The following is a 25,600-nucleotide window of genomic DNA, read 5'->3' as shown; positions in this document are numbered from 1 at the left end:
ATGAAACTCGTATTGTTATCCGGAGGATCCGGTAAACGTCTGTGGCCCCTGTCCAATGATTCCAGATCGAAGCAGTTCCTGAAAGTCCTGGTCAACCCGGAGAACCAACTGGAGTCCATGGTGCAGCGTGTATGGCGCCAGCTCGGAGCAGCCGGATTGTCCGAATCGGCCTATGTGGCGACAAGCAAGGCCCAAGTGGAAATGATCCAAAGCCAGCTCGGTACCGCGCCGATCATCGTGGAGCCGGAGAGAAGAGACACATTCCCTGCGATTGCTCTCGCCGCTACGTACCTGTATTCCATCGTTGGCGTCAGCCTGAATGAGGTCGTTACGATTCTGCCGGTTGACCCGTATGTCGATGAAGCTTTCTTCAAGAAGATCAATGAACTGGAGCAGCTGGTTCTGAGCACGAATGCCGATCTGGCACTGATGGGGGTTACACCGACCTACCCGTCGGAGAAGTATGGTTATATCGTACCGAAGAACGGCAGCGAGTCCAACGTGGGCGCTACGGATTACCGCGTGGTGGACCGCTTCACGGAGAAGCCGGACGAAGAGACGGCGAAGGCGCTCATCGAGAACAGCGCGCTGTGGAACTGCGGCGTGTTCGCCTTCAAACTGGATTACATGATCAATCACCTGATCAACAAAGGGTACCCGATTCAATACGAGGAAATGGTCAAGCAGTATGACAAGATGACCAAAATCAGCTTTGACTACGAAATCGTGGAAAAAGCGGAGAAGCTCGTCGTGACTGCATACGACGGCTACTGGAAAGACCTTGGCACATGGAACACCCTGACCGAGCAGATGGATACCGATCTTATCGGTAAAGGCGTCATCTCCCCATGCTCGACCAATACCCACCTCGTGAACGAGCTGGATATTCCCGTTGTCGTGCTTGGACTCGATAACGTAGTGGTCGCGACTAGCCCGGACGGCATTCTCGTAACGGAGAAGAATGCCAGCCCTAAAATAAAGGATATGCTGAAGAACATGGAGCAGCGTCCGATGTACGAAGAAAGACGCTGGGGATCTTACCGCGTACTCGACTATAAGAAGTTCGCCGAAGGCCAGGAGATCCTGACCAAGCGTATGTGCATCCAAGCCGGCAAAAACATCAGCTATCAGCTTCACCTGAAGCGCAGCGAAGTGTGGACGATCGTCTCCGGCGAAGGGGAGTTCGTTCTCGACGAGAACTACCGTAAAGTCAAAGCGGGTGACGTGCTGGTCATCCCGGTTGGCGGACGTCACGCGATCCGTGCCCTCACCGACCTCGAGTATATCGAAGTACAGAGAGGCAGCGAGCTCGTGGAAGAGGATAACATCCGTCTCTATCTCGAATGGTCCGAGATTATGGAGCAAAGCAAACCGGTCTAAGAATCCTAAGGAATTGGAGAGAGTTCGATGAAGGCAACCATTGCCATCTGCACGTACAACAGAGCGAATGATCTGGAACTGGCGATCAGGAGTGGATTGGATCAGGATTTTGACCCGGAAGCATTCGAGATCATTGTTGTGGATAACCGCTCGACAGATCATACGGCAGAGCTCGTGGGTAAATTTAGCGAATCTCATCCATCCCAAGTTCGATATATCTATGAAGAGAATCTGGGATTGTCCTATGCGCGCAATAGGGCTATGAGTGAGGCCAGAGGGGAATACATCCTCTTCCTGGACGATGACGCGATCGCCAGCAAGCAGTGGATCAAGGGGCTTCTCGATGTATTTGAGAGCGACCCGCTGGTTGGGGTCGTGGGCGGACGCATCGACCCGATCTGGGAAGGCGGAGAGCCGGATTGGCTGCCCCATGAGTATAAGACGCTGTACACGGTCCTGGATTATTCCGACAAGCTTACCGAAATGAAAGCCCCGGCGATCCCGTTCGGCGCGAATGTGGCGTTCCGGCTGAGCATGTTCAAGGAATTCAAGCCTTTCCGTGTAGACCTGGGGCGTGTGGGAACGAACCTGTTGTCCAATGAGGAAAGCGAATTGATCGGCCGGCTCCGTCAAAAGTACAAGGTGTATTACACGCCTAACGCGCCCGTCAAACATAAAATTGCGAAGGACCGCTCAACGAAAAAATGGTTCCTGCGCCGGATTTATTGGCAGGGTGTAAGTGACGCGATCCGCTCGGAGAAGAAGACGAACGTGTTCCTGAAGTCCAATGTCAAGATCGCCTTGGCTGGAGTAGGACTGCTCTTCTCGTTCTTCAATGTGAGAAGCAGAGTGAAGCTCATGGTCAAGATCCTTTACGGGAACGGAGCGATAGCAGGCGTACTTCGCACGTACAAGGGAGCATAGCGAGCGAACAGCCAAAATGTTGACGGTCTCCGGAATGTATTGTATAAATATATAGATATCGATACGAAATGTATCGTTCGGATGGGTGAGTACTATAGATAACGGGACAGCAAGTTTTTGGAGATGCCGGCTATGAGCGTAATGATAATAAAAAAGGTGTTCCAGGGAAAAGGGATGGCTGGTACTATTCTTCGTACCAGCTTTACCAATTTCTCGATGCTGCTCATCACCACGTTGACTTCCATCATAACCGCCCGCATGCTGGGCGTGGAAGGGAAAGGCGAATTGTCGGCCATTCTGTTCTGGCCGACCTTTATTGCCGGGTGCATCGGTTTCGGACTGCCGACATCGCTGATTTACAATCTGAAGCAGGACAGCAGCCGGGCTTCGGATTACCTGCGGATCTCGATTTTATTTCAGATCCCGGTTAGCATACTGGCCGGGCTGGTGGCTTGGTTCGGCCTGCCGATATGGCTGAGCGAGTACTCCGCTACGGCGGTTCGTCTGGCGCAGTATTATACCATCTTGACGATTCCTCTGCTGCTCGCGGTCAACCTGCTCTCGGCCATTGCCCAGAGCCTTGACAAATTCAATATCTACAACGGCATCCGGCTCAATGTGCCCCTGTTTAACGTCATCGGATTGATTGCGCTGTGGCTGCTGGGATCCTTGTCGCTTACTTCCTCTACCAATATCTTTCTCCTGACCACGCTGCTCGTTGTGATCTACTCCGTTATGAGTCTGAGACCCTATGTAGCGATGGGCCTGCGGGGAAATCCGATTGACCGGACCGCCGTCAAACCGCTGTTCGGGTATGGGATGAAAGTCTACGCGATGGAGCTCCTGGGTACTTTGTACAACCAGTTCGATAAGATCATTATCGTAGCGCTCCTGACACCGCGGGACTTCGGATTGTATTCGGTCGTCTTCGCGCTTTCGCGGGTGTTCAATACGGTACAAACCGCGATCAGCAATGTGATGTTCCCGAAGGTAACGGGCATGGAGCATGACAAGATTATCCGGCTCGTCGCACGCGCCTTCCGTATCTCCATGACGGTCATGGCCATTGTGGTGGTACCGAGTATGTTCATTGGAAGATTTATGCTCGGCCTGCTCTTTGGCCCCGAGTTTCTGGAAGCAAGCTCGACCTTCTATCTCCTGTCGATCGAATGCATTATCGGCGGTGGATCCTGGGTGCTTGCGTCCTCCTTCAATGCGATGGGACGTCCGGACCTGGTGCTGATCCGGCAGCTGATCGCAATCAGTATTACCGTGGCGCTCTTCTTTGTTCTGGCGCCGCTGTACGGGCTGTTCGGTCTCTCCCTGGCCTTGGTGATCGGGGCCGTGGTGCGGCTTGCCATTACCTTGTTCCAGATTCCTCGGGTATTTAAGGTACCTCTTCGGAGCATTGTTTTTGATAAGGGTGACTACACCTTTATGATCCAGACGATAAAACAAAAGATATCGGGTAAAGGAGATCGTCCTCATGAAAAGCGCGAAAGCCATTCATCCAATGGATGAATTGAAGGAAAAGCTGAAGGATATTCTGAAAGTGATCCCTCGCGGGTCGAACGTGTTTTACCTTGACTATCCCGTTCACAGCAACGGCGGCGACATGCTGATCATGAAGGGCACGGAAGAATTCTTCAAGGATTACAACATTAACGTTCGCGCCAGATACAGCGTGCTGGATTTCAAGGAAGGCACCGATATCCCTTCGGACTGCATCATTGTGCTGCACGGCGGCGGAAACTTCGGCGACATCTACCCGGCTCACCAGAGACTGCGTGAGATGGTCATTAAGAACTATCCGAACCACCGGATCGTGGTGATGCCGCAGACGATCTTCTACAAGAGCGAGAAGGAATACGATAAGACGGCAGCCATCTTCAACAAGCACCGTGATCTTCACGTGTACTTAAGGGATACGCTGTGCTATGAACTGGCGCTGACGAAGTTCACCGACTGCAACGTCTACCTGTCTCCGGACATGGCTCACCAGCTCTGGCCGATTGCTAACCCGAAGCAGACGCAGAAAGATACGCTGTACTTCCTTCGTACGGATGTCGAAGCGGGCAACGGGCAGGCGAATCTCGAAGTGGGAAGCCCGGCCGATACGCTCGACTGGCAGACGCTCTTCACCCCGTTCGATAACAAGGTAGCCAAGCTGTTCTCGAAGATGTATACGGTGAAGCGTATGGCCGGCAACAGCCTGCCGGTAGGCGCCCTCTGGTACAACTACACGGATTACCTGCTGAAGAAGGCCATTGAGCTGTTCAGCTCGTACCGGGTGATCAAGACGTCCAGGCTTCACGGGCACATCCTGTCCTGCCTGATGGATAAACAGAACATCCTCATAGACAATTCGTACGGCAAGAACTCGAGTTATTACTACACGTGGACTCATCCCATCAAGACGGCTCAGCTCCATGTCAACGACGCCAAGAGTGATCTGGCTTAAGAGAAGGAGGGCTCAGCCCTCCTCTTTTTTTATTTCCCAGCCGAAGGGGCCTGGAACCGAGAAGAGAGAAGAGAGAGAAAGATATGTCGAAGAGATCTGTAAAGCAGTATGTAAGGTACGCTTACCGTATCGGTCTGGGATTCCTCTTCCGCTTCCGTACGGAGTCCTGCGGCCCTTGGCTGCGGGTATGCGGAAAAGTGACTCGCAGCGGCGCGAGCGGGACTGCACTGCGAATTGGCCGTAAGGTCATGCTGTTCCAGGATGTAGGTTTCTATCTGGATGCGCCGGGCGCGGAAATTTCTATAGGGGACGGCACGTATGTGAACCGGCGGACGGAAATTATGGCCAAGAAGCAGGTCTCCATCGGCAGTTACTGTGCGATCTCGTGGGACGTGTCCATTATGGATACGGATTTCCATGCGATTGACGGCCTGCCGTCGACGGCTCCTGTCAAGATTGGGGACCGTGTCTGGATCGGCTGTAAGGCGATTATTCTCAAGGGGGTTACCATTGGGGATGGAGCGGTGATTGCAGCCGGTTCCGTAGTAACGAAGGATGTTCCGCCGGGGTGTGTGGTGGCCGGCTCGCCGGCCAAAGTCATCAAACAAATCGGCGGATGGAAGTAGAGATGATAAGCGTGGGAACATCAGTTTCCCGTGAAGCGCGCGATAGATCAAGATTCGTTTTCCCTTCGGTGTCTTGGCGGCAGATGGTGGACGTATGGATTGAGGCGGCGGTTTTTTACGGGATAGCTGTTTTGTATCTTAATTTCTGGAGCGTGCCGGACGGCCGTTTCAGTCTAAGGAGAGGCATGTAATATGCTGTTTAACAGCTGGGAGTTTTTTGTACTCTTGTTCATTACTTTCGGGTTGTACTATATTCCTGCTCTGCACAAGCTGCAGATCCCCATTTTGATTGCCGCCAGTTTGGTATTCTACGGATACCATCAGCCTGTATTACTGCTGCTGCTGCTGCTCTCTATTCTCATCAATGCAGTCTCCAGTTACGGTGTATTCTACGGTAAGAGGGAGCACAGGCTTCTATGGGCTTCCCTGGGTGTCATCGTCAACTTAGCCATTCTGGCTTTCTTCAAATACTCCAGTCTGGTGTACCAGTCGCTGTTCGGTCATGAAGGCGATATCGCCCTCTGGTTATCGGGGCTGCCGCTCCCGCTTGGGATCTCGTTCTTTACCTTCCAGGGGATCAGCCTCGTGGTGGATGTGTACAGGGAAAAAGAGAAAGGTACGGGTCGAATATCCATCGAGAGAAACTTCGGCAAACATCTCTTCATCATCACCTTCTTCAAGGCCTTCTTTCCTCAGCTTGTGGCCGGTCCGATCGTCAAAGCCTATGACTTTTTGCCGCAAATCAAGCGGAAACTCATGAAGGATATCCCTTGGGACAGCGCCTTCAAGCTGCTGACCATGGGCTATTTCCTGAAAATGGTTGTGGCAGACAACATGAAAGACCAGACGTTCTGGATTGCGTATCCGTACTTCCAACAGGAATCGAGCGTGACGCTTGCAGCCATGCTGTTCGGCTATTCGATGCAGATCTTCGCGGACTTTGCGGGATACTCCCTGATTGCCCTCGGGCTTGCCGCACTCTTCGGTTACCGTATGCCGCATAACTTCAACTTCCCTTATATCTCGACTTCGCTTGGGGAGTTCTGGAGACGCTGGCATATTTCATTGTCAACCTGGCTTAAGGAATACTTGTATATCGCGCTTGGCGGGAACCGTAAAGGCAAGACCCGCACGTATATCAACCTGTTCCTCGTGATGGTTCTAGGAGGTCTGTGGCATGGGGCGGCCTGGAGCTATGCAGTCTGGGGGGCTTGGCATGGCGCGGCGCTGGCCATCGAAAGAGCGGTGCAGATCTGGCTGAAGAACAGGAAAGCGAAGACGGCGGGTCTTGGCAGCATTCCGCCGGAGGTGGCGGGTCGAATCGCAGCGACGACGGAGGCAGCAGCCCCGAAGCACTGGAGCTCGGCTCTGCTTAAAGGCCTGTATATGCTGCTGGTGTTCTCTTTCGTAACCATCGGCTGGCTGCTCTTCAAGCTTCCAGAGTTCAGTCATGTGATTCTCTATCTAAGTTCCATGGCATCGAATCTTCATCGCGGGGTCGATTTCGGCAAGGTCATGTACATTCTGATCTACTCTTTGCCGGTATGTTTGTATCATCTTGTTTATCTGATCCGCCAGAGCAAGGGCCAGGCTTGGGGACGCAGGCTCGATCCTCTGTTCTACGCGGTAATGCTGTTCTTCATTCTGTTAAATAGTGGGGATGCCGGTGAATTCATCTACTTCCAATTCTAAGCTGATCGTGCAGTCGCTTGCTTCCTTCCTCGTCCTTACGGTGGGCTTCGTTGCCTTTGTCGGCACCGGGGTCGTCCATGGAGGGAGCGGCACCAACCAATGGCAGAATAACGTGATTAAGGCGGAGCGTTATTTGTATGCAGGGGAGTCCTTCAAATATGTAGTTACGGGCTCCTCCATGGCTTATCGTCTGCTTCCCGAGTATTTGGGGGAGGAGTACTCCAATATTGCTTTTGCAAGCGGGGGTTCTCTAACGGGGCTGCAGGTTATTCTGGAGAGAGGAGGCGAGCTCCCGTCCACCGTATTCGTTGAGATGAATGACACGCTGCTCCGGGGTCAGGATAAGGAATTTATCCAAAAGCTGACCTCACCGGTATTCAATGGGGTGAAAAGTGCGTTCGCCGCCTTCCGGACGGAAAACCAGCCTGTCATTCTCTTCAAAGAATGGGTGAAGGGAGGGACAGGCAAAGAGCCGGAGGCCGGCGGCTCCGTGGACCCCGATATCTTTGCATCGGAGCTTGCCAGACATGCGGCGGACCATGCCAAGCAGCCTGATCCGGAGCAGCTTCGTTCCGTTACGGGGGAGCTGAAGCGGGCTGTCGATGCCCTGCGTTCCAAGGGAGTGCAGGTAGTACTGTTCGAGCCTCCGTCGCACCGCAGTCTGCAGGAATCGGTTCTCTCCACGTCTCTTCGCACGTACTGGGAGACCGAGTTTCCGAAGGACCACTATTCCTGGGTTCCAACTCCCAATCCGGATGAATATGAGACGGCGGACGGCATTCATATGACCGGGGGGTCAGCCCGGAAGTATGCTGCTTTTCTAAAGGAACATTTAGGAAAATAGATACAGAACGAGGCTTGACTCGATACATACTGTATCATATAATGAGTCATACCTACCTGAGTTGCGGCAGAAATAGGACTTAGGTCCATTATTGGCATCATCCAGCCTAATCGTGTTTTGCTTGGTCTCTCTGTGGGTAATACACTTGTATCGATTGATTTGCCCCTTAGTAGGACTAACTCTGGTGAGACCGCATACAGTAAGATATCAAGGGCTTCCGCTGCCTACTCCTACCCGGCAAGCAGGATCAACGAGAACAGTGAAGTGAAAGGGGCTGCACCATGAAGAAGTATTCCAATCGCCTTTATACGGTCCTATTGTTACTCATTCTTCTATTTACAACTGTTTTCAGCCTAAGCACCGCCTGGGCTGAAGGGGATTGGGAGAAGAAAGCATCCATGAGCCATGCCAGGTACGGGCAGGGAGTTGAACGTGTAGGAGATTTGATTTATTCGGTTGGTGGTGAAGACGATTCGGAGAGAGGCTACACAGCAGCTGTAGAAGCTTATGATCCGGCAAGCAACACATGGATAAAGAAGGCGGATCTTCCACAGCCCGGCGTGCACCTTAAGACGGTCGTGTATAATCATTTTCTTTATGTGATCGCAGGCTACGATCCACTTACCGGGACACCGGTCCCGGTTCAGTTCTACGATCCGGACAAGGACCAATGGACCATTGTGCCCGATGTCGTGTGTGACATTTACGATCCGGCGGTAACCGTATGGAATGGCCGGATCCTCGTCTCCGGAGGCTATCAGGCTTCCGGGACTACGCTGGATACGGTATTTACATTCGATCCTGCAACAGGGAAGCGGGAGACGGTTGCGGTGATGCCGACTCCGCGGTTCGGGCACACGGCGGCCGTGGTCAATGACTCGTTGATGGTCGCGGGTGGGGCCCCTAATGCCTTTGGTGCTGTGCGGCCCATGAGCTCGGTCGTCTCCTATGACTTTGCCTCCAAGACTTGGAGCCCCCAAGCTTCGATGGCCACTCCGAGAATGCATCCGTCCTCAGCGGTTTTCGGAGGCCAGTGGTTCATTCTGGGCGGCGGCAGGCAGGAGGTTCTGGGTGAGGTGTACAACCCGGGGCAGAATGCATGGATTCCGATTCCTGCTTCCGACCTCGGCAACCGGAATCAACCTGGGGTAACATCCTTGGGAGACTCATCCCTGGTTCTGATCGGCGGGTATAGGGATACGGCGCTTGCCACAGTCGAGTCGATATCGTGGATGGTTCGTTAAGTATAGAATATCCGCAGTCCAAAGCGAAGGAACCTGATCTCAGGAGCCTTCGCCTTTTTATATGTTAAGGAGAATCAGCCTATTAGAATGGTCCCGAAGAATTGCACCGAAAATTCAACGGTGGTACCGGTGGAAGAAGGACGGTAAGCCTGTACCTGCAGGAAGGACCCTCTCATTTTGGGGGTGACCAAGTCGATCGCTCCAATATAATCCTGTCTGATTTTGGTTATCGTCAGGGCTGTGCCGTTCCAGACCACCCGGTACAAGTCCGTCTTGCTGAGCGGACCTTGCTTTGCGACCAAGTATAGAAGCCCTTCCGCCGCTTTCCCAAGGGATAGAGCATCTACCCATGGCGTATAGCTTCCGCTTACCACTGCGGTTACATAATTGTTCTGATCCCTCATGGGAACAGGGATTCTCGGCGGGGCCGTCTCGAAGAAGACCGGTCCCAAGGCGTTGCTGTAGAGACTGTTCCCGCTGAATTCGCTAAGGAAACCGCCATTCACCAGTTGGATGCCGTAGGCGGCGTTATTGCGGAAGGTATTGTCGAGCACCTTCAGGCCGATCGGCTGACCCGCGATACTCAGTCCGCTGCCTCCATTACGGTTGACGATATTGTCCGCTACGTGGAAGTCGCTGTAGGTGTCCCCGGTAATGCGGATGCCGCCGGTGCTGCATTCCGTAATGAGGTTGCTCGTCAGTACCACTTCATTCACCTGCTCGCCCATGCTGAAGTCGAGCTGAATGCCGTAGTCGCCGCATTTGCGGATGGTATTGCTGCTTATCGTAAGATAATCGCTGTGGATGACATAAATACCGGAATTCGTACCGAGATCGGGACTGCTGCCGATATCATGAATGGTATTTCCCGTAATGTTGATATGGGAGGCATTATCTTCAATATGGATGCCCTGCTGCCGGCAGTTCGCGATGACGTTGCCGGTGATGGAGATGTAGGTTCCGCCCGCTATTCCGATCCCGAAGCCGGCGTTGACACTGGAGGATTGTTCCGGAGGACAGGAGATGTAATTTCCGTGAATCGAGATGTTGTAGGCCGCATCGAAAGGTTCTCGGTTAACGCCCATCATTTGAATGGGACTGTTGATTTCGATCGCATCACCGCTTATATTCACGAAATGGTTGTTGTTAATACGCAGGTCCGATAAGTCGTTCGCATTGAGATTCGTAAGAATGCCGTAGAGGACCCCATCAAACCGGCAGTCAGTAACCGAAACATGTTCAATGCCGGGTCTGTCTAGATAAACGGCTTGTGCGGTAGCCCCGGTAAACGTACATTTGCTGATCCGAGTATGGAGGGTGTTGGCGGCCCAGAAGATGCCGATTCCTACTTGTGGGGTATCGTATCGTATAACCAGCTCTTCTACGGCCGTATGATTGCCGTTAATCTGAAGCATCGTAACGTTCGACGGATTGCCGTTGAAGATGACCGTTCCCGGTCCGGCACCGCGTACGATGGTGTTTGAGCCAATTGCCAGGACTCCTGAAATCTTATACGCGCCTTGGGGCAAATACACAATCCCTCCGCCGCTCGCTTCCACCGTGCGCAGGGCCTTAGTAATAGCGGACGTATCGTCACGATTACCGTCTCCCAAGGCACCATATTTAGGGTCCCGAACATTCTCTACCGTATAGTCCATATGCAATCACCTCCTTGACTTCAAATGACTATTCATAGTATGCAAAAATTAACCTAAAGTGATTGAGCATATGCTCCGATAGTAAATACTATACGAAGATGGGACTACCATATGTTGGGTGGGATAAAAAAGTGAAAAATGAAAACGAGAAGCTGACCAGGAGAGCCATCCTCAGCATGATTGGACTTGGCGGGCTCTCCCTGGCAACGAGCAAATGGCTTGCTCCCGTCCCGGCAGCCGCCAGCGCTGCGGTTGAGGACGATATCTATAACGTAATGAAATTCGGTGCGACCGGGAACGGTACGACGAACGACCAACCGGCGATCCAGAAGGCCATTGAGGCGTGCAAGAAGGCGGGTGGGGGAACCGTGTATCTTCCTGCCGGCACTTATCTGATCTCCTCGCGGCTGTTCCTCGGCAGCAATACGGTGCTGAAGGGCAATGCAAAGCTCGTCAAACCGGACAACAGTGAAGTGGGCATGATTAGTATCGACGGCAGCAATGTGTCGGTGGAGGAACTCTGGCTTGAGAACCTGAACCAGAATGCCGGCTACAATATCAATCTGGCCCGCAATGCCAAGCACATCGAGATTCGTTCCTGCAAATTTACGGGTGTGAAGACCCAGGCCGTCGATATGAACGCCAAGGGGATCAAGCATATCCTGATTCAGGACTGCATCTTCGAAGCGGTAACCTATGGAGTTCTTACGAACTATAATGCGGATGATCTCGAAGACTTGAAGATTATCGGCAACCGATTTATCGATATTTACGGTGATGCGATCGAAATTAACAGTCCGATTTCCGGAACCAAGAAGTCTGCGTACGAAGCAGCAAGCAATATCATCATTTCCAATAACTATATTTCCGTACCGATGGGAAAAGGAACAGGTGATACGGCGGGGTTTGGGATCGGATTGGCTGGTGCTAGCCGGGTGTCCGTTATTGGAAACATCCTCAAGAACTGCCGTTATGAGGCGATTCACGTCGAGGACAACTGCCGGAACATCTCGATCACAGGTAACATTATTGACGGAGTACAGAACGATCCGAACAACGGGTTGAACTCCGGGATTTATGTCATTGACGCTGAACAAATCGCCATCATGGGTAACGAAATCCGCAATTGTCAGAACTACGGCATTCATTTTGAATACTCCAATGTCAATCAAGGGAACAAAGCGACGATCATCGGCAACAACGTCATGAACTGCGGCTCAGGGGGAATTCGCTACGCCGGCAATCTGATGTCCGATGCGCTCATCAGCGGCAATGTGGTTACGAACAATGCCGGTCCCGGAGTCTGCCTGGCCGGCGACAGCAACAGCATTCAGATTAAGGATAATATGATCCGCGACAATAAAAGTCATGGAGTGCTGCTGGAGCAGTCCAAGATGGTGTCCGTCTCCGGCAATACCATCTATGGCAACAAAGGCGAATGTGTGTTTGTGGACAAGCCCAGCTTCACGGTTCCCATGACCCAGTGCCACACCCTGCTCAATCTGGGAAGCAAGCCGGCCAAGACGCTGTGGTCGGATTCGATCTCGCTCGGGGTTTTTGCGGATGGCCATCTGCACGTGGTAGTAAAGAAGGGGATAGCGCACTACTCCAAGCTCTATAAGGTATCTTGGAATGAGGCCGAGCTGCAGGCAGTACTCCTGAAGGAGACCGGTTCAACGGGGATCGTGATATCCAATCCGCGGATGAGCGGAAAGAAACTCCAGATCAACGCTTACGCCGAGGCATCGGGCGGAGATCCACTGCTGGTGGATGTTCAATTCCAAGGGATGATTATGCTGGGTTAGACTGACCAAAAGGGCTGCGGTGAACGGACTTGATAACTTCACGATTGGATCGGCTGCTCCGTGAAACCCGGGAAATCACGCTTGTCGGGTACTATGGGGTCAATAACTTCGGTGATGACCTGATGCTTCGCAGCATATTGGACAAGCTGGCCCCTTATGGGCTGAGGGTGAACCTGATTTCTTATGGCGAGGCTATTCCCTGGATTGATCATGACATCCGTGTGTATTTCTGGACCAGAGGACGGCGGGGCCACAATATCCGGATGTTCCTGCAGGCCATCGCTTCAAGCTCCCTGGTACTGTGGGGCGGCGGAACCTGCTTCACCGACGAGGATGGGGACGGGCTGTTCCGTCCCATGATGCTTGCCCTGCTGTCAGGCAAACGGATTGCATATATGGGTGCGGGTATAGGGAACCTTCGGCGCCAAAGCCGGCGTGCCAAAGCCGCCCTGCTGCTGAACGTGAGCACCTATATCTCCTTCCGGGACGACCGTTCTTACCGGAAGGGCTCAGCCTGGACGCTCCTGAATAGAGGAAAGATCGAGAGAATTGAAGATCCGGCTCATGAACTTCTGCGTGCCTACCGGTCTCCTACCGGAACTCGGGAAGAGAATGGGCGGACGCTCGTTGTAGCCTGGAGGAATCTCGAGAAATACGGCGCAACGACAATAGGGAATAAGCTGGAGCCGGTGGCCGAACTGTGTCTCCGGCTTATCGTGCGATATGGGATAAGCCACGTGGGGATTATCCATGCGGACTCGGGCTTCGACGAAGGCATCGGCCGGCGGCTGTACGCACTTCTATGCGAGCTTCCACTTCCGCAGGGGGTAGAGCTTCTCTATCAAACGAGCGTCCATTATGAAGATAAGCTCAAGGTTCTCGCTGAGGCGGAGGTGGTCCTCACTTCCCGCCTTCATGTCGGTGCGGCAGCTTATTTTCTGGGCAAGACCTGTTATATGTACAATTATTCACCCAAGATGGCTTATTTTGTAGAAGAGTTCAAGTCGGATTCCCTGATCATGTTAGAAGAGGATGGGCAGGGAGCGCTGCAGCTGCCTTATTCCCCGGAATCCGCCCCTGAAGGGCTCGGAACGGAACAACCCCATGGCTAACCCGAATGGCAAAAGGCTGCTGAAGGAGATGCTCGTCTACGGACTTGGCACTTTTGGCTCCAAGGTGATGGCTTTTCTGCTTTTGCCGCTGTATACGCACACGCTGTCCAAGGAAGAATTCGGTTTCATCGAGATGCTGAATACGATCTTGTTCCTTGCGGTGCCTGTGATCGGGCTGCAGATCTCGGATGCACTTTACCGGTTTCTGCTGGAATCGAAGAATGAAGAAGAGAAGACAAGGTATATCTCAACTGGCTTAGCCCTGATCCTGGCCAGCTCGCTGTCAGGTGTCCTTGTCTATTGGATATGGAGAGGAAGCGCCGCGTGGCAGGAGAGCCGTGAGGCTTGGATAATGCTTCTGGTGTTCGCTGCCCTGGCATCGGCTGTGGGCAAGCAGATTACACGCGGACTGGGATTGACGAGAACCTTCGCAGCTGCGGATATGGTCACGACCGCCGGTACAGCTGCGGGAGCCGTCTTTTTCCTGGCATTCCTGGACTTAGGGGTTGACGGGTTCCTGTATTCGCTTCTCTTAAGCCATACGGCTGCCTTGGTGCTTCTGGTAGGGAAGGGAGGCTGGTGGAGGGATATAAGAGTGTCGGCGGTAAGTGCGGCCTACGCCAAGCGCCTGCTCGCCTACGCGATTCCTCTGCTGCCGAACCTGATCTCCTGGTGGATGATTCAGGCGGTTGACAGGTATGTAATCAAGGCTTATGAGGGATATGGCGAAGTCGGATTGTACGCGGTTGGGATGAAGCTCGCCAGCATCATTGCGCTGCTGACCAGCGTGTTCCAAATGGCCTGGCAGTCCGAAGCGGTCCGGATGTACCATTCTCAGGAGAGGGACCGATTCTTCTCTGATATATTTCATATGTATTACGTGCTGCTGAGTACCGGGATTGCGGCTCTGTTGGTGATACTGAAACCGCTGCTCGGGATCATGGCCGCCCCTGAATATGCTTCCGCCTGGAAGTATGCGAGCCTGCTCCTGCTGAGCTCGCTGTTCTCCGGGATCGCCGGCTTCTACGGCGTTACATACATCGTGACGAAACAGACGAAGGGAGCGTTCTACAGCTCTCTGATCGGCGCTTTAGTCAGCGTCATGCTGAATCTGCTGCTTATCCCCGTGATTGGAACGATCGGCGCGGCGGTGGCGAATCTGACCGCTTTTGCGGTGATGTCGCTGGTACGGTTGAGGCACACGAGAGGGTACATGAAGATCTCCGTGAACCTGTGGGGCTTTCTGCTCAACGTCAGCATCCTCCTGCTTCTCTGTTTCTCGCATTTTACCGGGATGAGTGAGCACTGGGGAGCGGGACTTCGAATACTGTTAATGGTCGTACTGCTGCTGCTGAACCGAAAGCCGCTCCTGCGGCTGCTACGTTTGTTCTCCACTTTCCGCAGGAAGGAGGAGGGCAGATAAGTGCTTTCTCGACAAAAATAAGGATACGGCGGGCGAGGTTCCCGTACGCATCTTGAAATCATGACAACAAGAAGCCCTGACTGCGTTCCCGGGAACGCAGTCAGGGCTTCTTGTTGTTTGCTCCGTACCTTGATTCGAGGGTCCTAGAGCTAGTAAATGGATTCGAACTTTGGTTAATGATTCCATGTCTGCGCTTTCCTTTTAGAAGGAGCGTTCGGCACGTACAAAGGCGATAAACCGCTTTGCTTCTTCAGGCGTCAATTGCTTCCCATCGATCGTCAGGGAGAAATGCTGCAGGATGCGGTCATCTGAGAGCTCCAGGCTCTCTACGAACTGCCGTACCTGCTGATCCAGAACCATCTCGGGATCCTGCGTGCGTCCCAGCAGGTAATCGATGGAAATCTTGAAGTAGTTGGCAATCTTGACAAGCGTATCATAATCGGGTTCCCGGCGGTTCTTCTCGTAGTGGGAAAGGGAGGCGCGGGAGATGTTGAGCTTAATGGACAGCTCTTCCTGAGTCATTCCCTGTTTTTCCCTTAACAAAGCGATTCGATTGCCTATTTGTCCCATTGTTCTCACCCCGTCCATCATTTTCAGTTTCCCAGTTCCTAGAGCGTGAGGTTTGAAACCTTGCATAGGCACTTCGGAATGCTTGAGTTGGTAGTCTTATAGACCTATATGAACTGCCGGTCATCTTTTATTTCGTTTTCTTCGATAGGTTATGTAACGTTCTAATACGATAGTCTCATAGAAACATGTTATTAATAGAGAACAATGCGAGGAAGGTTCCAACTAAACCTGTCGAAAGAACTAATTAAATTATACATTACGTATCGTCATTTGTGAAGATTCGATCTTAACGTTTAAATAATAATGTTAAAAAATTAACAGAAATATGCGGCATAACCCAGTTACATATCGTATCTGAAATGTGCTACAATAAGTATATGTTGAAGTGATTCAAGATGCCGCGGCTTGGGTAATGATCCTGTAGTGAATATGCTCCCGGCAATCACGAATCACATCCATAGGAGAGAAGACCATCCCATGAGCCATACCGTATCCCTCGATATCCGCAGCATGATGCAGCAGCTCGGGATTCACCCGGAACGGGTAACCGAGATCCTCACGCAAGTCCTGGAATCCTCTTCATCGGAGGAACCCGGAAGCAGCAGTTCTGTGGATCCGGACCGTCAGCCGCTCCCCATCCTTTAATTGCCCAGTATGTCCCCCTTGACGGAAATTATACGAACGGCCCCAACAGCTGACGGATACATAGCCGACTTGCTAATGAAACCAAGCAAACATGCCAAAGAGATCTGATCCGGTTATTCCGGTCAGATCGATCTTTCGGCTCTTACGAAGGCGATGAATCTCTTGGCCTCCTGAACGGTCAGTTTCTTGCCATCTATGGTTAAGGAGAAGGTACCGATGATCTTCTCATCGGACAATTCCAGACTGTCGACAAAATTCCGTACTTCCGGGTCCAGGACACTGTGAGGGTCTTCCGTTCTGCCCATCAAGTAGTCTATGGAAACTTTGAAGTGATCTGCAATCCTCACTATGGTCTCATAGTCGGGTTCCCGCCGGTTCTTCTCATAATGCGAGAGGGAAGCACGGGAGATCTCCAGCTTTCTGGATAAGTCCTCCTGGGTTAACGCATGTTTCTCTCTAAGAAGAGCGATTTTATCCCCAATTTTGATCATGCTACTATTCCCTCCGTCAAGCTGGCGCTGCTTCAGCACTGCATCATAATGTCGAATCTTGTTGAATCGTCAGATATGATTATACAATACGTATCATGGTTTGTGAAGAAGGAGATTACAAATTCTTGAATAAGGTCAGCCGACCGTGAAATCATAAAATTTTCTATACAAAGATACAGAATGTATCCAAACTATGATACAATTAGTATTGTATCCGGCACCTTATTACTAGAGATAAGGACTATTATCATCATTCATAGGGAGGAATCATCTAATGATAGGAGCTCGCATTCAAAAACTCAGACACCAGAAACGCATGTCGCTGACTGAACTTGCCGCACGCGCCGGTGTAGCCAAATCCTACTTAAGCTCCATTGAGCGAGACCTGCAGTCGAATCCTTCGATTCAATTCCTTCGCAAGCTTGCGCCGGTACTTGGAGTTAACGTTCAGACCCTGATTCTGCATGACCCGGGTGAGAAGCAGGAGCAGCTCGACCAGGAATGGGTTCAAATTATACAGGAATTCAACGAGCTCGGGCTCAGCAAGGATTCTCTCCGCAAGATCGTTCGACAATTGAAGACACGGCAGGCCGTGACCTACGAACAAGCAAGATAGGGGAATGAGGAATCATTCCCCTATTCCTGCTTCTATGGTCGCATTTTCCGTGTTGTTTGAATAGAGGAAAGACTCGGCAAAATTGGATATTTATGATCATCAAAATAATGGGAACATCAGATAAAATATGTAACGAGAGTCAGCATAGATGACATCAAGTACCCGAAGAAAGTGGGACCGTCATGGAAACAAGCATTCCGTTGGATATTATCCACACCCTCCGTCAACTGGGCATCAGCACAGCCAAGGCGCTGGAATTTATCACGCATGAAGCTGCGAATTTATCCGCCGCATCCTCCGACTTGACAGACGGGAGCGAGCGCTCCGGCGATACGGAATAATCCGTGGTTATTCCCGGTTGTTCCACCCCGATATTCCCCGCACAGGAACCATCCTTTATTCCGTAAAAGTGAAGATCCGCAGAGGTTCGTACATTGGACGGGCTCCCAGGCGGCTTTGGTATAAGACCAGCCGGTCGGCCTGCCACGGAATCAGACATGCTTCCGGCAGCGGGCAGCGGCCCAGTTCCGCCTGGTCCCATCCCTGACCTTGGTAGGTTCTTGCCACGGTGACGTGAGGCTTGAACTTTCTTTCCTCCGACGGAAAGCCCGTATCGGTCATGGCCAGCTCCACCTGCTTATGAAGCGAATGCAATGCCTCCAATGAGCCCTCCAATCCTACCCATAAGATAGACGGTGCAGATCCCCGTCCGAACGTTCCGGTCTGTCCAAGCTGCAGCCGCATGGAGCTCGATTTGGCGGCAGCCTGCTCCAGCGCTTTCTCGATCGATGGAATCCTTGACCCCTCCACTTCCCCAAGGAATTGAAGGGTGATATGCAGGTCCTCCGGATGGACCCACTTGCGGAAAGAAATCGTCTTCTTTACACCGCTCATCCAATTCCCCAACCCCTCTTTGAGATGGCCGGGCAGCGGCACGGCCACGAACAGCCGAAGAGCTGATTTCATTACACCTTCCTCCTCTTTGTTCAAGAAACTTACACTTGATGTTACGCGCCAACCTTTGCTATCATAGCCATATCATATGAAAAGCGAGGGTGTTTTAATCGTGACTAGGCGCGCTTATAATTTCAATGCAGGTCCGGCCGCGCTTCCCTTGGAAGTGCTGCAGCAAGCACAAGAGACATTCGTTGACTACAATGGCATCGGCATGTCTCTCATGGAGATCTCCCACCGCAGCAAAGAATACGAAGCGCTGAATGCGGAAACGGCATCCCTCCTGCTTGAATTGCTCGGAATCCAATCAGGGTATCAGGTTCTCTTCCTTGGCGGAGGGGCCAGCATGCAATTTGCTCAGATCCCACTGAACTTCCTGAAGCCGGGTACGGTTGGAAGCTATATCATCACCGGCAGCTTCTCGGAGAAGGCTTATCAGGAAGCACAAATCGTAGGTGAAGCCTCCATTGCGGCTTCCAACAAGGAAGGCAAATGGAGAAGCCTGCCTAAAGCAGGCGATATCGTCATCGATCCGAAATCGTCCTATGTACATATGACGACGAACAACACGATCGAAGGCTCGCAGTGGTCGGACATTCCGGATACCGGCGGCATTCCACTCATCGGCGACATGACCAGCGGCATTCTCAGCCGTCCGTTCGATGCCAGCAAGTTCGGCATGATCTATGCCGGCGCCCAGAAGAATCTTGGTCCTTCCGGCGTTACGGTCGCAGTGATCCGCGATGACCTGCTTGCGGAAGAGCCGAAGCATCTTCCGGTCATGCTGCGTTACACGACGCACGCAAAGAACCAATCCCTCTACAATACCCCGCCGGTGCATTCCATCTATATGGTGAATCTGGTCCTGAAGTGGGTGAAGGAACAGGGCGGCGTGGAAGCGATGGAGAAGCGCAATGTGGAGAAATCCAAGCTTCTTTATGATGTTATCGATGCATCGGGCGGCTTCTACAGCGGCAACATTGATGCGGACAGCCGTTCCATCATGAACGTGACGTTCCGTCTGCCAAGCGAAGAGCTGGAGAAGCAGTTCGTTAAGGAATCCAAGGATCACAACTTTGTAGGCCTTGCTGGTCACCGGAGCGTTGGCGGTATTCGGGCATCCGCTTATAATGCCGTTCCTTACGAGGCGTGCCAGGCGCTTGCGGAGTTCATGAAAGACTTCCAGCAGCGCAACAGCTAAGAATCAAGCAGTCTTTCCACAGACCTGTCGACCGGTGCTGCGGAAGGGCTGTTTTTGTTACCTGCTGTGGGATCCACGAAAAAAGCGCCGCTGGAGTTCCATTCCAGGGCGCTCGTTCGTATGAGGGGCGATTTTGGCGGGGGAAGCCTTGAGCAGGGGCGCCGATGCATGGCGAACCCGCGGGTTAGGCGGAGAGAGCAGCATGGGCGAGGGCGGTACCCGTTCGATAAGAAAGCAGGGTTACTTCCGCTCTGCCCAAAGGCGCTGCTGCGGCTTAAACAGGAACTTCCTTGACGGAAGGCTCCGTCAGTTTGTATCCGACATTGCGAATCGTTACAATGTATTCTGGATTGCGTGCATTCGTCTCGATCTTATCCCGCAGGTGGGAGATATGCACATCGACGATCCGGGTATCGCCGAGGAAGTGGTAATCCCATACCCCGTGCAGCAGCTGCTGCCGGCTGAGCACCTTGCCGCGGTGTTTGCAGAGGAAGAGCAGAAGGTCGAATTCCTTCGGTGTCAGGTCGATATTCTGGCCTTTCACTTTGACCTCGCGCTGGTCCGGTTGAACTACAATCTGGCCTATGGTTAATGGTGTATTCTCGGAGGAAGAAGGCAGGGTTTGGATGCGCCGGATAATGGCTTGAATGCGGGAAATGAGTTCCTGGGGGCTGAACGGCTTCGTCATATAGTCATCGGCCCCGTTGTCGAGTCCCGCGATTTTGTCGGAGAGATCCTGCATGGCGGTCAGCATGATGATGGGAACGAGGTTGTTCTGACTTCTCAGCTTGCGGCACACTTGAATGCCGTCCATCTTCGGCAGCATCAGATCCAGTACAATCAGGTCCGGGCGGAAATGTTGAATGGCGCCAAATACTGCCTCGCCGTCATACACACAGTGAACCTCATATCCGACAAGCTTCAGATTAAACTCTATAAGCATCGAGATGGAAGGTTCATCGTCAACGACAAGAATTTTCTTCTTCATCATTCCGAATAATCTCCTTTGTAAACGCTGGGATGAACCTATTATCTCAATCCACTATCATCTTCGTATTAAGAAAAGGTAAAACCTGTGTTAAAATTGCAAAAATAGAGAGGAAAGGCGACATGGCTTTTCATATTGTATTGGTGGAACCCGAAATACCGGCAAATACCGGCAACATCTCCCGCACGTGCGCGGCTACCGGAACCTGGCTTCATCTCGTTAGGCCGCTGGGCTTCGATACGGACGACCGGACCCTGAAACGGGCGGGTCTCGATTATTGGCACAGCGTCAAGCTGGAGTATCATGACTCGTTCCAAGAGGTCAAGGATCAATACCCGGACGCCCGCTTTTTCTTTGCCACTACGAAGGCGCAGAAGCTCTACACGGATGTCGAATTCAGGGACGGCGATTTTCTGGTCTTCGGTAAAGAAACGAAGGGCCTGCCGCCGGAGATCCTGGAGGCGCATCCAGATCAGCTGATCCGTATGCCGATGACCGAAGCGGTACGCTCGCTGAATCTCTCGAATTCTGCGGCCATCGTCCTGTTCGAAGGGCTGAGACAGACCGGATTTCAGGGGCTGCGCTAGCGCCCCGGACTCCTCCACAGCTTGGGGCATCGAGGCCGTGAAAAGGATGAACATGCGTACTTTTCAGGAAATCTCACCGGATTGGGAAGGAATTTAGGATGGTGTGTCGAATCCTATGAAAGAACCGCAAGGCAATGTGTGAAAAGTGAGGTGAATTGATGATGAAACCGGCAGGTGTAGTACGAAAAGTCGATCAACTGGGAAGAATCGTGCTTCCCAAGTCGCTGCGCAAAAGATATCAAATGAACGAAGGAGATCCTGTCGAGATTTTGGTAAGCGGAGATCATATTATCCTGGAGCGGTACCGGCCGCGCTGTGTATTCTGCGGCTCCATGGAGCAGGTCAGCGACTTCAAGGAACGTCATATATGTGCCGAATGTTTGGGCGAGATGCATCTTCTCAAGACAAGCGAATAAGCATCCTGCTTGAACGGATAGGGCGCAGCAAAAAGCACCCCGGTTTCCTTTGGACCTTAGCGGTCAGGGAAGCTGGGGTGCTTTATTGCGTACAGCGGGCTACTCCGGAAGGAGCTTTCGAACCGTCTCCCGCTTGCGCATCCACTTCCTGAGCTCGCGCGGCATGCCTTTGCGCTGATAGATGGCAATCAGCCGGTCATAGAGCGGCAGCTCATCTGACGGGCAGTAGAGAAGGGCGCTCTGGAGAAAAGGAACCGCTTCGAGTTGATGCTGGCCCATCAGGCAGTAATCCGCAGCCCATACGCAGAGCTGCTCCCAGCCATGCTCGATCTGCTCCCGGAGGGAGAGGGAGAACGGATCGTAACCGCCGGGAATGATCTTGCCCTTGAGGCGGTCCAGCAGATTGCGGCACAGGGCGTACTTGTCCTCCGGATCCCGGGTTTCCAGCGCCCGCTGCAGGTCGGTCAGAAAGTCAGAGAGATCGCACTGGATCCGACCGTTCAGGCGGATAAGATCCCGTTCCGTGTGCAGGATAGGATCCTTGCCGGCAGGCATTTCGAGAAGCTTGGCAAAATGGCTGAGATACACCCTCAGATTGCGCATCGCCTTGGAGTGCTCGACTTCGGGAAAGAGCCGCTCGCATAATTCCTCGCGCCCTGCGGCAGGATGGAAGACCAGATAGATCAGCAGGCTTTTGGCATGACGCGTATTCCAGCTTTCTTCGACAAGCTTCCCGTTTAACCGCACCTCGAAGGTGCCCAGGCATCGGACCTGAAGCAGCGGCACCGCCGTCTGCGGAGAGGTATCCCGCTGGACGGCCAATCTCAGCATCCGCTGCAGCTCATGCTGAACGGGCGTGCGGACGGAACGCTCACCACGGGGCCTGCGCATGAAATAGTCGATCCAATCGGCGCTGTAGATCGGCTGGTCCACGAACAGCAGAGAAGCGGCCCCGGGAACCACCAGGAAGTGAGAGGACTCCCAGAGTGAGTGCATGATGCCGGCCGCGGAGGGCGTACAAAGCTCATCGTGCTCGCCGCACAGGAGCAGAACGGACTTACCGGACGGCTCCCAGGAGGAGGCGTCCGTGTTAAGAACATGCCGGACCCAGCGGGAGTAACCGGCGGGGCAGGCTCTCTCAAAGGCCTGCGTGATGCGCCGCCTTACGGCACTCTCGGTATGCTTGACCGTCAGCTTGCGGGCCATCCGTTCCCCGAGCGACGGCATACCGGAGGTTTCGGCGAGGGCCAGGCGGCCTTCGTATTCCTCCTCGGCGGACGACAGGGGGAAGGAGGGGGGCGGGGAGATCAGAATGAGCCGGTCCACAACCGACGGCTTCAGCTGGGCGAAGCGGGCGGCGAGCACGGCTCCCAGCTCATGGCCGATGAGGGAGGCCCGTTCTATTCCCAGGTGAGCCTGAAGCCGGGCCAAGTCGAGCAGATGATCATCGGGCGAGAAAGACTCAGAGGCATCCTTGCTCCGGCCATGTCCTCTCAGATCGTACAAAAGCAGCGAGTAGCGGCTTTGGAGAAGCGGAACGACCGAGAACCAGAAAGAGCTGTCAAGCCCGGCACCATGAATAAGCACGAGCGTAGGCTGCAAAGAAGAGGAGCTCGGCAGCCAATCGTAGTAAATATCGGATGAGAACAGGGGGTGATGAAGCATACTGGATGAGTCCTCCGACACTAATAATGATGGATATTGGGGTGAATGGACTAGGTCTAAAGTCATTATATCAAATGGTAAGGAGATTTTTAAGAAGTGATCCGAAAAAACCAAAGAATCGGCGTCATCCTGTAACGTTTCTGTAACGGAGGGTGTGTTACAATGAAAGTATTAAAAAGAAGAGAAGAGTTCTCTATAGAGAACTACTGACGGGGTCATTGAAGACGTAAGCTCAAATACGGAAACATGTGAAGAAAAGATAGAGTTAAGAAAAGATAGAGTTAAGAAGAGATAGAGTTAAAAGAAGTGATAGAGAGATAGAGTTAAAAAGAAGTGATAGAGATAGAGTTCGGATAAGGAAAGATTCGGATAGAGGATGGATGGGAGAGATCATGATGGTCACACAAGAAGCAGTGAAGATTGAGCTGGAGATCCGAGAGGTGCTGGTACAGCTCGGAATTAGCGAGGAACGCTGGAAGTCCATGCAAGCCGAAGGGGAGAAGCGGGCGATGCAGACCGGGGTAAAGGGAAAGCTGGCCTAATGGTGCATGTTCGCTGCCTCAACGAGGGGCTGTTGGGGTCACCACTTGACAGGGCCAATAGGTTAGTCAGGCAGGGGAAGGTTAGCTTCCAACGGCTGATGAGAAGCAGAGCAGTGGATGACCCCAGGCATCGGTTAAGGTTAAGGGGACCGATAGAACCATAGATTGCGGGCCTGTCAGGATGGGCAGGCAGTGGAAGAGATCGACTCCGGACTCGACGAAGCCGGTCGGTTGACGTCACTTGGCAGCAGAAGGCGCCTGGTAAGATTGGCGGTCGGTCGAGGGGATATAACGGCGTGATATACATAAGCCAGCAGGACGCTGGGCCGTATAGCCTGTTGGCTAAGGGCGGAAGGTTGGGCCCGATGAGCAGCCGATCTATGCGGTGACGCTTCGCAATAAAATAGGCTGGAACATAACGGCATGAGCGAAAGATTCGATTCTTCGCTCATGCCGTTACCGTTCCAGCCTATTCGCTGTGTCTGCCTCGGGAAATCGTGGCAGGCTGCCCGATTACAGACCCTTCGTCTTATCGTCGTTATACGCAGCTGTAAGCATCGCAACGATGAACAGAAGGAAAACGACGATCATAATCCAAAATGTAGATGACATGCGGCAGCACCTCCGCCCTATATTATAACCAACCGGGTTTCAAAAGAAAACATATAAATCTGTGAACAAATCATTGAAAGAACAAGAAGTGCGTGGCCAGCGGCCGCAGGCGGCCGTCCGACGGCCGGTTGATGATCTGCCCATCGAAGATCAGCGACGACGAACCGCCGCCGTCCAGGTTATAGGCATCCTGGATACCTAAGGCGAGCAGCTTGTCCTGGAGCTCGGGAAGCGTCGCCCCCGAATGGCCGTTCTCATCCTGACCGTCGGTTACAATGAAGAGCAGCTGGTCATTTTTGAAGCTGCCGACCAGCGTTCTCGGTGCCCGGGCGGGGGAGGTCAGCCACTGGGTGGGAATCTCCTGCTTCACCCCGCCACGCAGGAGCACGGGGACGAAGGTGGCGCCAAATTCAGGCTGTAGCTTGTCCAGGTCCTCTTGTCTCGAGAACTTGCCGCCGATGAGCTTCCGGTCTTTGCTCAGGCCAATGAAAGCCAGATCCTCAAACGTCGGCTCGAAGCCGTAGACATATTTGCCGCCGAGCATGGTGGTGCTTAGCGGGTAGCGCCGGCCGCTCTTCGGGTCGTCGGCGAATCCGCCGGCATTGACCCCGGCGACCGCCCCGTAGCGCTTCACCGCTTCGAGGGTAGTCTCGCTGCCGCCGACCCGGTCCTGGCCGAGGACCATCTTCATCCCTTGGTCCGATCCTAGCCCGACCTTCAAGGCGTAACCGCTGTACCCCTGTCCCTGGAAGGTGTACAGCTTGAGGTCCACATTCGGTGACGTCACGGCGCGGGACGGACCCGTACCCAGCCTGGCGGCGAACCTCGCGTCAAAGAGGGCCGCCGGCCGCTTGGCCGCCGCCTCTGCAATGGTCACCATGGAGGCGGCGGAGGCCGAGCTCTGTGCGTACAGCTCGTAATACTGCTGCACGGTGGTGCGGGTCAAGGCCGCGTCCACCCGGCTGCGCTCGAGGGCGGAGAGGGCGGTCTGCAGCTCCTCCTGAAGGCCGGCCGCCGGGGGAGCCGGAAGTGCGCGTTCCGGCAGCGTGACGGGAAGGGCCGAGAACAGAAGGAACAGCATCCCGCCGAGGAATGGCGCCAGGGCGAGCATCATCATCCGGTTGATGGCTTGGATGGGATTCAT

At 53.2% G+C, this 25,600-nt stretch carries 25 protein-coding genes; 18 read left to right on the top strand and 7 right to left on the bottom strand.

Translation table 11 applies throughout. From position 1 onward, the window contains the following. The 8 genes from ACP26L_RS30145 to ACP26L_RS30110 all read left to right on the top strand — a co-directional run bounded on the left by ACP26L_RS30145 (window position 1) and on the right by ACP26L_RS30110 (window position 9,171). Complete coding sequence (locus tag ACP26L_RS30145; protein WP_426449071.1) at window positions 1-1,380, top strand: sugar phosphate nucleotidyltransferase; 1,380 nt, start codon at window positions 1-3, stop codon at window positions 1,378-1,380. A gap of 27 nt (window positions 1,381-1,407) precedes the next feature. Further along, on the top strand, window positions 1,408-2,304 hold the full coding sequence (locus ACP26L_RS30140) for a glycosyltransferase (protein WP_013920386.1): 897 nt from the start codon (window positions 1,408-1,410) through the stop codon (window positions 2,302-2,304). A gap of 174 nt (window positions 2,305-2,478) precedes the next feature. Then, entirely contained in the window at window positions 2,479-3,825 is a 1,347-nt protein-coding gene (locus ACP26L_RS30135; protein ID WP_426449069.1) for a lipopolysaccharide biosynthesis protein, read from the top strand. Next, entirely contained in the window at window positions 3,791-4,765 is a 975-nt protein-coding gene (locus ACP26L_RS30130; RefSeq protein WP_426449067.1) for a polysaccharide pyruvyl transferase family protein, read from the top strand. Before ACP26L_RS30135 ends, ACP26L_RS30130 begins: the two co-directional genes overlap by 35 nt. A gap of 83 nt (window positions 4,766-4,848) precedes the next feature. Continuing rightward, window positions 4,849-5,391, top strand: a complete 543-nt coding sequence (locus ACP26L_RS30125) for an acyltransferase (protein WP_426449065.1) — start codon at window positions 4,849-4,851, stop codon at window positions 5,389-5,391. Between the two features lie 192 nt (window positions 5,392-5,583). Beyond that, on the top strand, window positions 5,584-7,083 hold the full coding sequence (locus ACP26L_RS30120; protein WP_426449064.1) for an MBOAT family O-acyltransferase: 1,500 nt from the start codon (window positions 5,584-5,586) through the stop codon (window positions 7,081-7,083). Next, window positions 7,052-7,927, top strand: coding sequence for a hypothetical protein (locus ACP26L_RS30115; protein WP_426449062.1), 876 nt, complete (start codon window positions 7,052-7,054; stop codon window positions 7,925-7,927). The genes ACP26L_RS30120 and ACP26L_RS30115 overlap by 32 nt, the downstream gene beginning before the upstream one ends. A 398-nt stretch (window positions 7,928-8,325) precedes the next feature. Further along, window positions 8,326-9,171, top strand: coding sequence for a Kelch repeat-containing protein (locus ACP26L_RS30110; protein WP_426449060.1), 846 nt, complete (start codon window positions 8,326-8,328; stop codon window positions 9,169-9,171). A 74-nt stretch (window positions 9,172-9,245) separates the two neighbouring features. On the opposite strand, the gene ACP26L_RS30105 is transcribed toward ACP26L_RS30110, so the two are convergent. After that, the gene (locus tag ACP26L_RS30105; RefSeq protein WP_426449058.1) at window positions 9,246-10,829 is read right to left on the bottom strand and encodes a right-handed parallel beta-helix repeat-containing protein; all 1,584 of its coding nucleotides are present in this window, start codon (window positions 10,827-10,829) and stop codon (window positions 9,246-9,248) included. Between the two features lie 131 nt (window positions 10,830-10,960). Between ACP26L_RS30105 and ACP26L_RS30100 the strand changes: the two genes are divergently transcribed. The 3 genes from ACP26L_RS30100 to ACP26L_RS30090 are packed head-to-tail and all read left to right on the top strand — an operon-like array spanning window position 10,961 to window position 15,169. Then, window positions 10,961-12,634 (top strand): right-handed parallel beta-helix repeat-containing protein, encoded by a 1,674-nt coding sequence (locus ACP26L_RS30100; RefSeq protein WP_426449055.1) that lies wholly within the window; start codon window positions 10,961-10,963, stop codon window positions 12,632-12,634. Window positions 12,635-12,678: 44 nt separating this feature from the next. Further along, entirely contained in the window at window positions 12,679-13,746 is a 1,068-nt protein-coding gene (locus ACP26L_RS30095) for a polysaccharide pyruvyl transferase family protein (protein ID WP_426449054.1), read from the top strand. Then, window positions 13,739-15,169, top strand: a complete 1,431-nt coding sequence (locus ACP26L_RS30090; protein WP_426449052.1) for a lipopolysaccharide biosynthesis protein — start codon at window positions 13,739-13,741, stop codon at window positions 15,167-15,169. Before ACP26L_RS30095 ends, ACP26L_RS30090 begins: the two co-directional genes overlap by 8 nt. Window positions 15,170-15,370: 201 nt before the next feature. Here ACP26L_RS30090 and ACP26L_RS30085 read toward each other — a convergent pair whose 3' ends face one another. Further along, on the bottom strand, window positions 15,371-15,739 hold the full coding sequence (locus ACP26L_RS30085; protein WP_426449050.1) for a helix-turn-helix domain-containing protein: 369 nt from the start codon (window positions 15,737-15,739) through the stop codon (window positions 15,371-15,373). Window positions 15,740-16,216: 477 nt separating this feature from the next. On the opposite strand from ACP26L_RS30085, the gene ACP26L_RS30080 reads away from it, so the two are divergent. Beyond that, window positions 16,217-16,384, top strand: coding sequence for a hypothetical protein (locus tag ACP26L_RS30080; RefSeq protein ID WP_426449048.1), 168 nt, complete (start codon window positions 16,217-16,219; stop codon window positions 16,382-16,384). A gap of 122 nt (window positions 16,385-16,506) precedes the next feature. Here ACP26L_RS30080 and ACP26L_RS30075 read toward each other — a convergent pair whose 3' ends face one another. After that, window positions 16,507-16,875 carry a helix-turn-helix domain-containing protein gene (locus ACP26L_RS30075; protein ID WP_426449047.1) on the bottom strand — a complete coding sequence of 123 codons (369 nt, stop codon included), beginning with the start codon at window positions 16,873-16,875 and terminating at the stop codon, window positions 16,507-16,509. A gap of 274 nt (window positions 16,876-17,149) precedes the next feature. Here ACP26L_RS30075 and ACP26L_RS30070 point away from each other — a divergent pair, with 274 nt between their 5' ends. Together ACP26L_RS30070 and ACP26L_RS30065 are read left to right on the top strand one after the other, a co-directional pair. Further along, window positions 17,150-17,491: an XRE family transcriptional regulator gene (locus ACP26L_RS30070; protein WP_013920371.1), complete on the top strand. Its 342-nt coding sequence runs from the start codon at window positions 17,150-17,152 to the stop codon at window positions 17,489-17,491. 182 nt (window positions 17,492-17,673) lie between these two features. After that, entirely contained in the window at window positions 17,674-17,832 is a 159-nt protein-coding gene (locus ACP26L_RS30065; protein WP_426449045.1) for a hypothetical protein, read from the top strand. Window positions 17,833-17,887: 55 nt separating this feature from the next. Here ACP26L_RS30065 and thpR read toward each other — a convergent pair whose 3' ends face one another. After that, a complete protein-coding gene (thpR, locus tag ACP26L_RS30060) occupies window positions 17,888-18,457 on the bottom strand; it encodes an RNA 2',3'-cyclic phosphodiesterase (protein WP_426449044.1) in 570 nt (189 codons plus the stop codon). A 100-nt stretch (window positions 18,458-18,557) separates the two neighbouring features. Between thpR and serC the strand changes: the two genes are divergently transcribed. After that, window positions 18,558-19,646 carry a 3-phosphoserine/phosphohydroxythreonine transaminase gene (gene serC, locus ACP26L_RS30055; RefSeq protein ID WP_426449042.1) on the top strand — a complete coding sequence of 363 codons (1,089 nt, stop codon included), beginning with the start codon at window positions 18,558-18,560 and terminating at the stop codon, window positions 19,644-19,646. Between the two features lie 274 nt (window positions 19,647-19,920). Here serC and ACP26L_RS30050 read toward each other — a convergent pair whose 3' ends face one another. Next, window positions 19,921-20,637 carry a response regulator transcription factor gene (locus tag ACP26L_RS30050; protein ID WP_013920367.1) on the bottom strand — a complete coding sequence of 239 codons (717 nt, stop codon included), beginning with the start codon at window positions 20,635-20,637 and terminating at the stop codon, window positions 19,921-19,923. Between the two features lie 119 nt (window positions 20,638-20,756). Between ACP26L_RS30050 and trmL the strand changes: the two genes are divergently transcribed. After that, a complete protein-coding gene (gene trmL / locus ACP26L_RS30045) occupies window positions 20,757-21,221 on the top strand; it encodes a tRNA (uridine(34)/cytosine(34)/5-carboxymethylaminomethyluridine(34)-2'-O)-methyltransferase TrmL (protein ID WP_426449039.1) in 465 nt (154 codons plus the stop codon). A gap of 161 nt (window positions 21,222-21,382) precedes the next feature. Further along, entirely contained in the window at window positions 21,383-21,637 is a 255-nt protein-coding gene (locus ACP26L_RS30040; protein WP_426455157.1) for an AbrB/MazE/SpoVT family DNA-binding domain-containing protein, read from the top strand. A gap of 99 nt (window positions 21,638-21,736) precedes the next feature. Here ACP26L_RS30040 and ACP26L_RS30035 read toward each other — a convergent pair whose 3' ends face one another. Continuing rightward, a complete protein-coding gene (locus ACP26L_RS30035; protein ID WP_426449038.1) occupies window positions 21,737-23,302 on the bottom strand; it encodes an alpha/beta fold hydrolase in 1,566 nt (521 codons plus the stop codon). 392 nt (window positions 23,303-23,694) lie between these two features. Here ACP26L_RS30035 and ACP26L_RS30030 point away from each other — a divergent pair, with 392 nt between their 5' ends. Then, window positions 23,695-23,844 carry a hypothetical protein gene (locus ACP26L_RS30030; protein ID WP_426449036.1) on the top strand — a complete coding sequence of 50 codons (150 nt, stop codon included), beginning with the start codon at window positions 23,695-23,697 and terminating at the stop codon, window positions 23,842-23,844. Between the two features lie 682 nt (window positions 23,845-24,526). Here the strand turns inward: ACP26L_RS30030 and ACP26L_RS30025 are convergent. Continuing rightward, complete coding sequence (locus tag ACP26L_RS30025) at window positions 24,527-25,600, bottom strand: phosphodiester glycosidase family protein (RefSeq protein ID WP_426449034.1); 1,074 nt, start codon at window positions 25,598-25,600, stop codon at window positions 24,527-24,529.

Origin of the sequence: Paenibacillus sp. S-38 (assembly GCF_049942825.1) — a bacterium.
Taxonomy (GTDB): Bacteria; Bacillota; Bacilli; order Paenibacillales; family NBRC-103111; genus Paenibacillus_G.
This window is presented reverse-complemented; position numbering and strand designations above follow the sequence as displayed.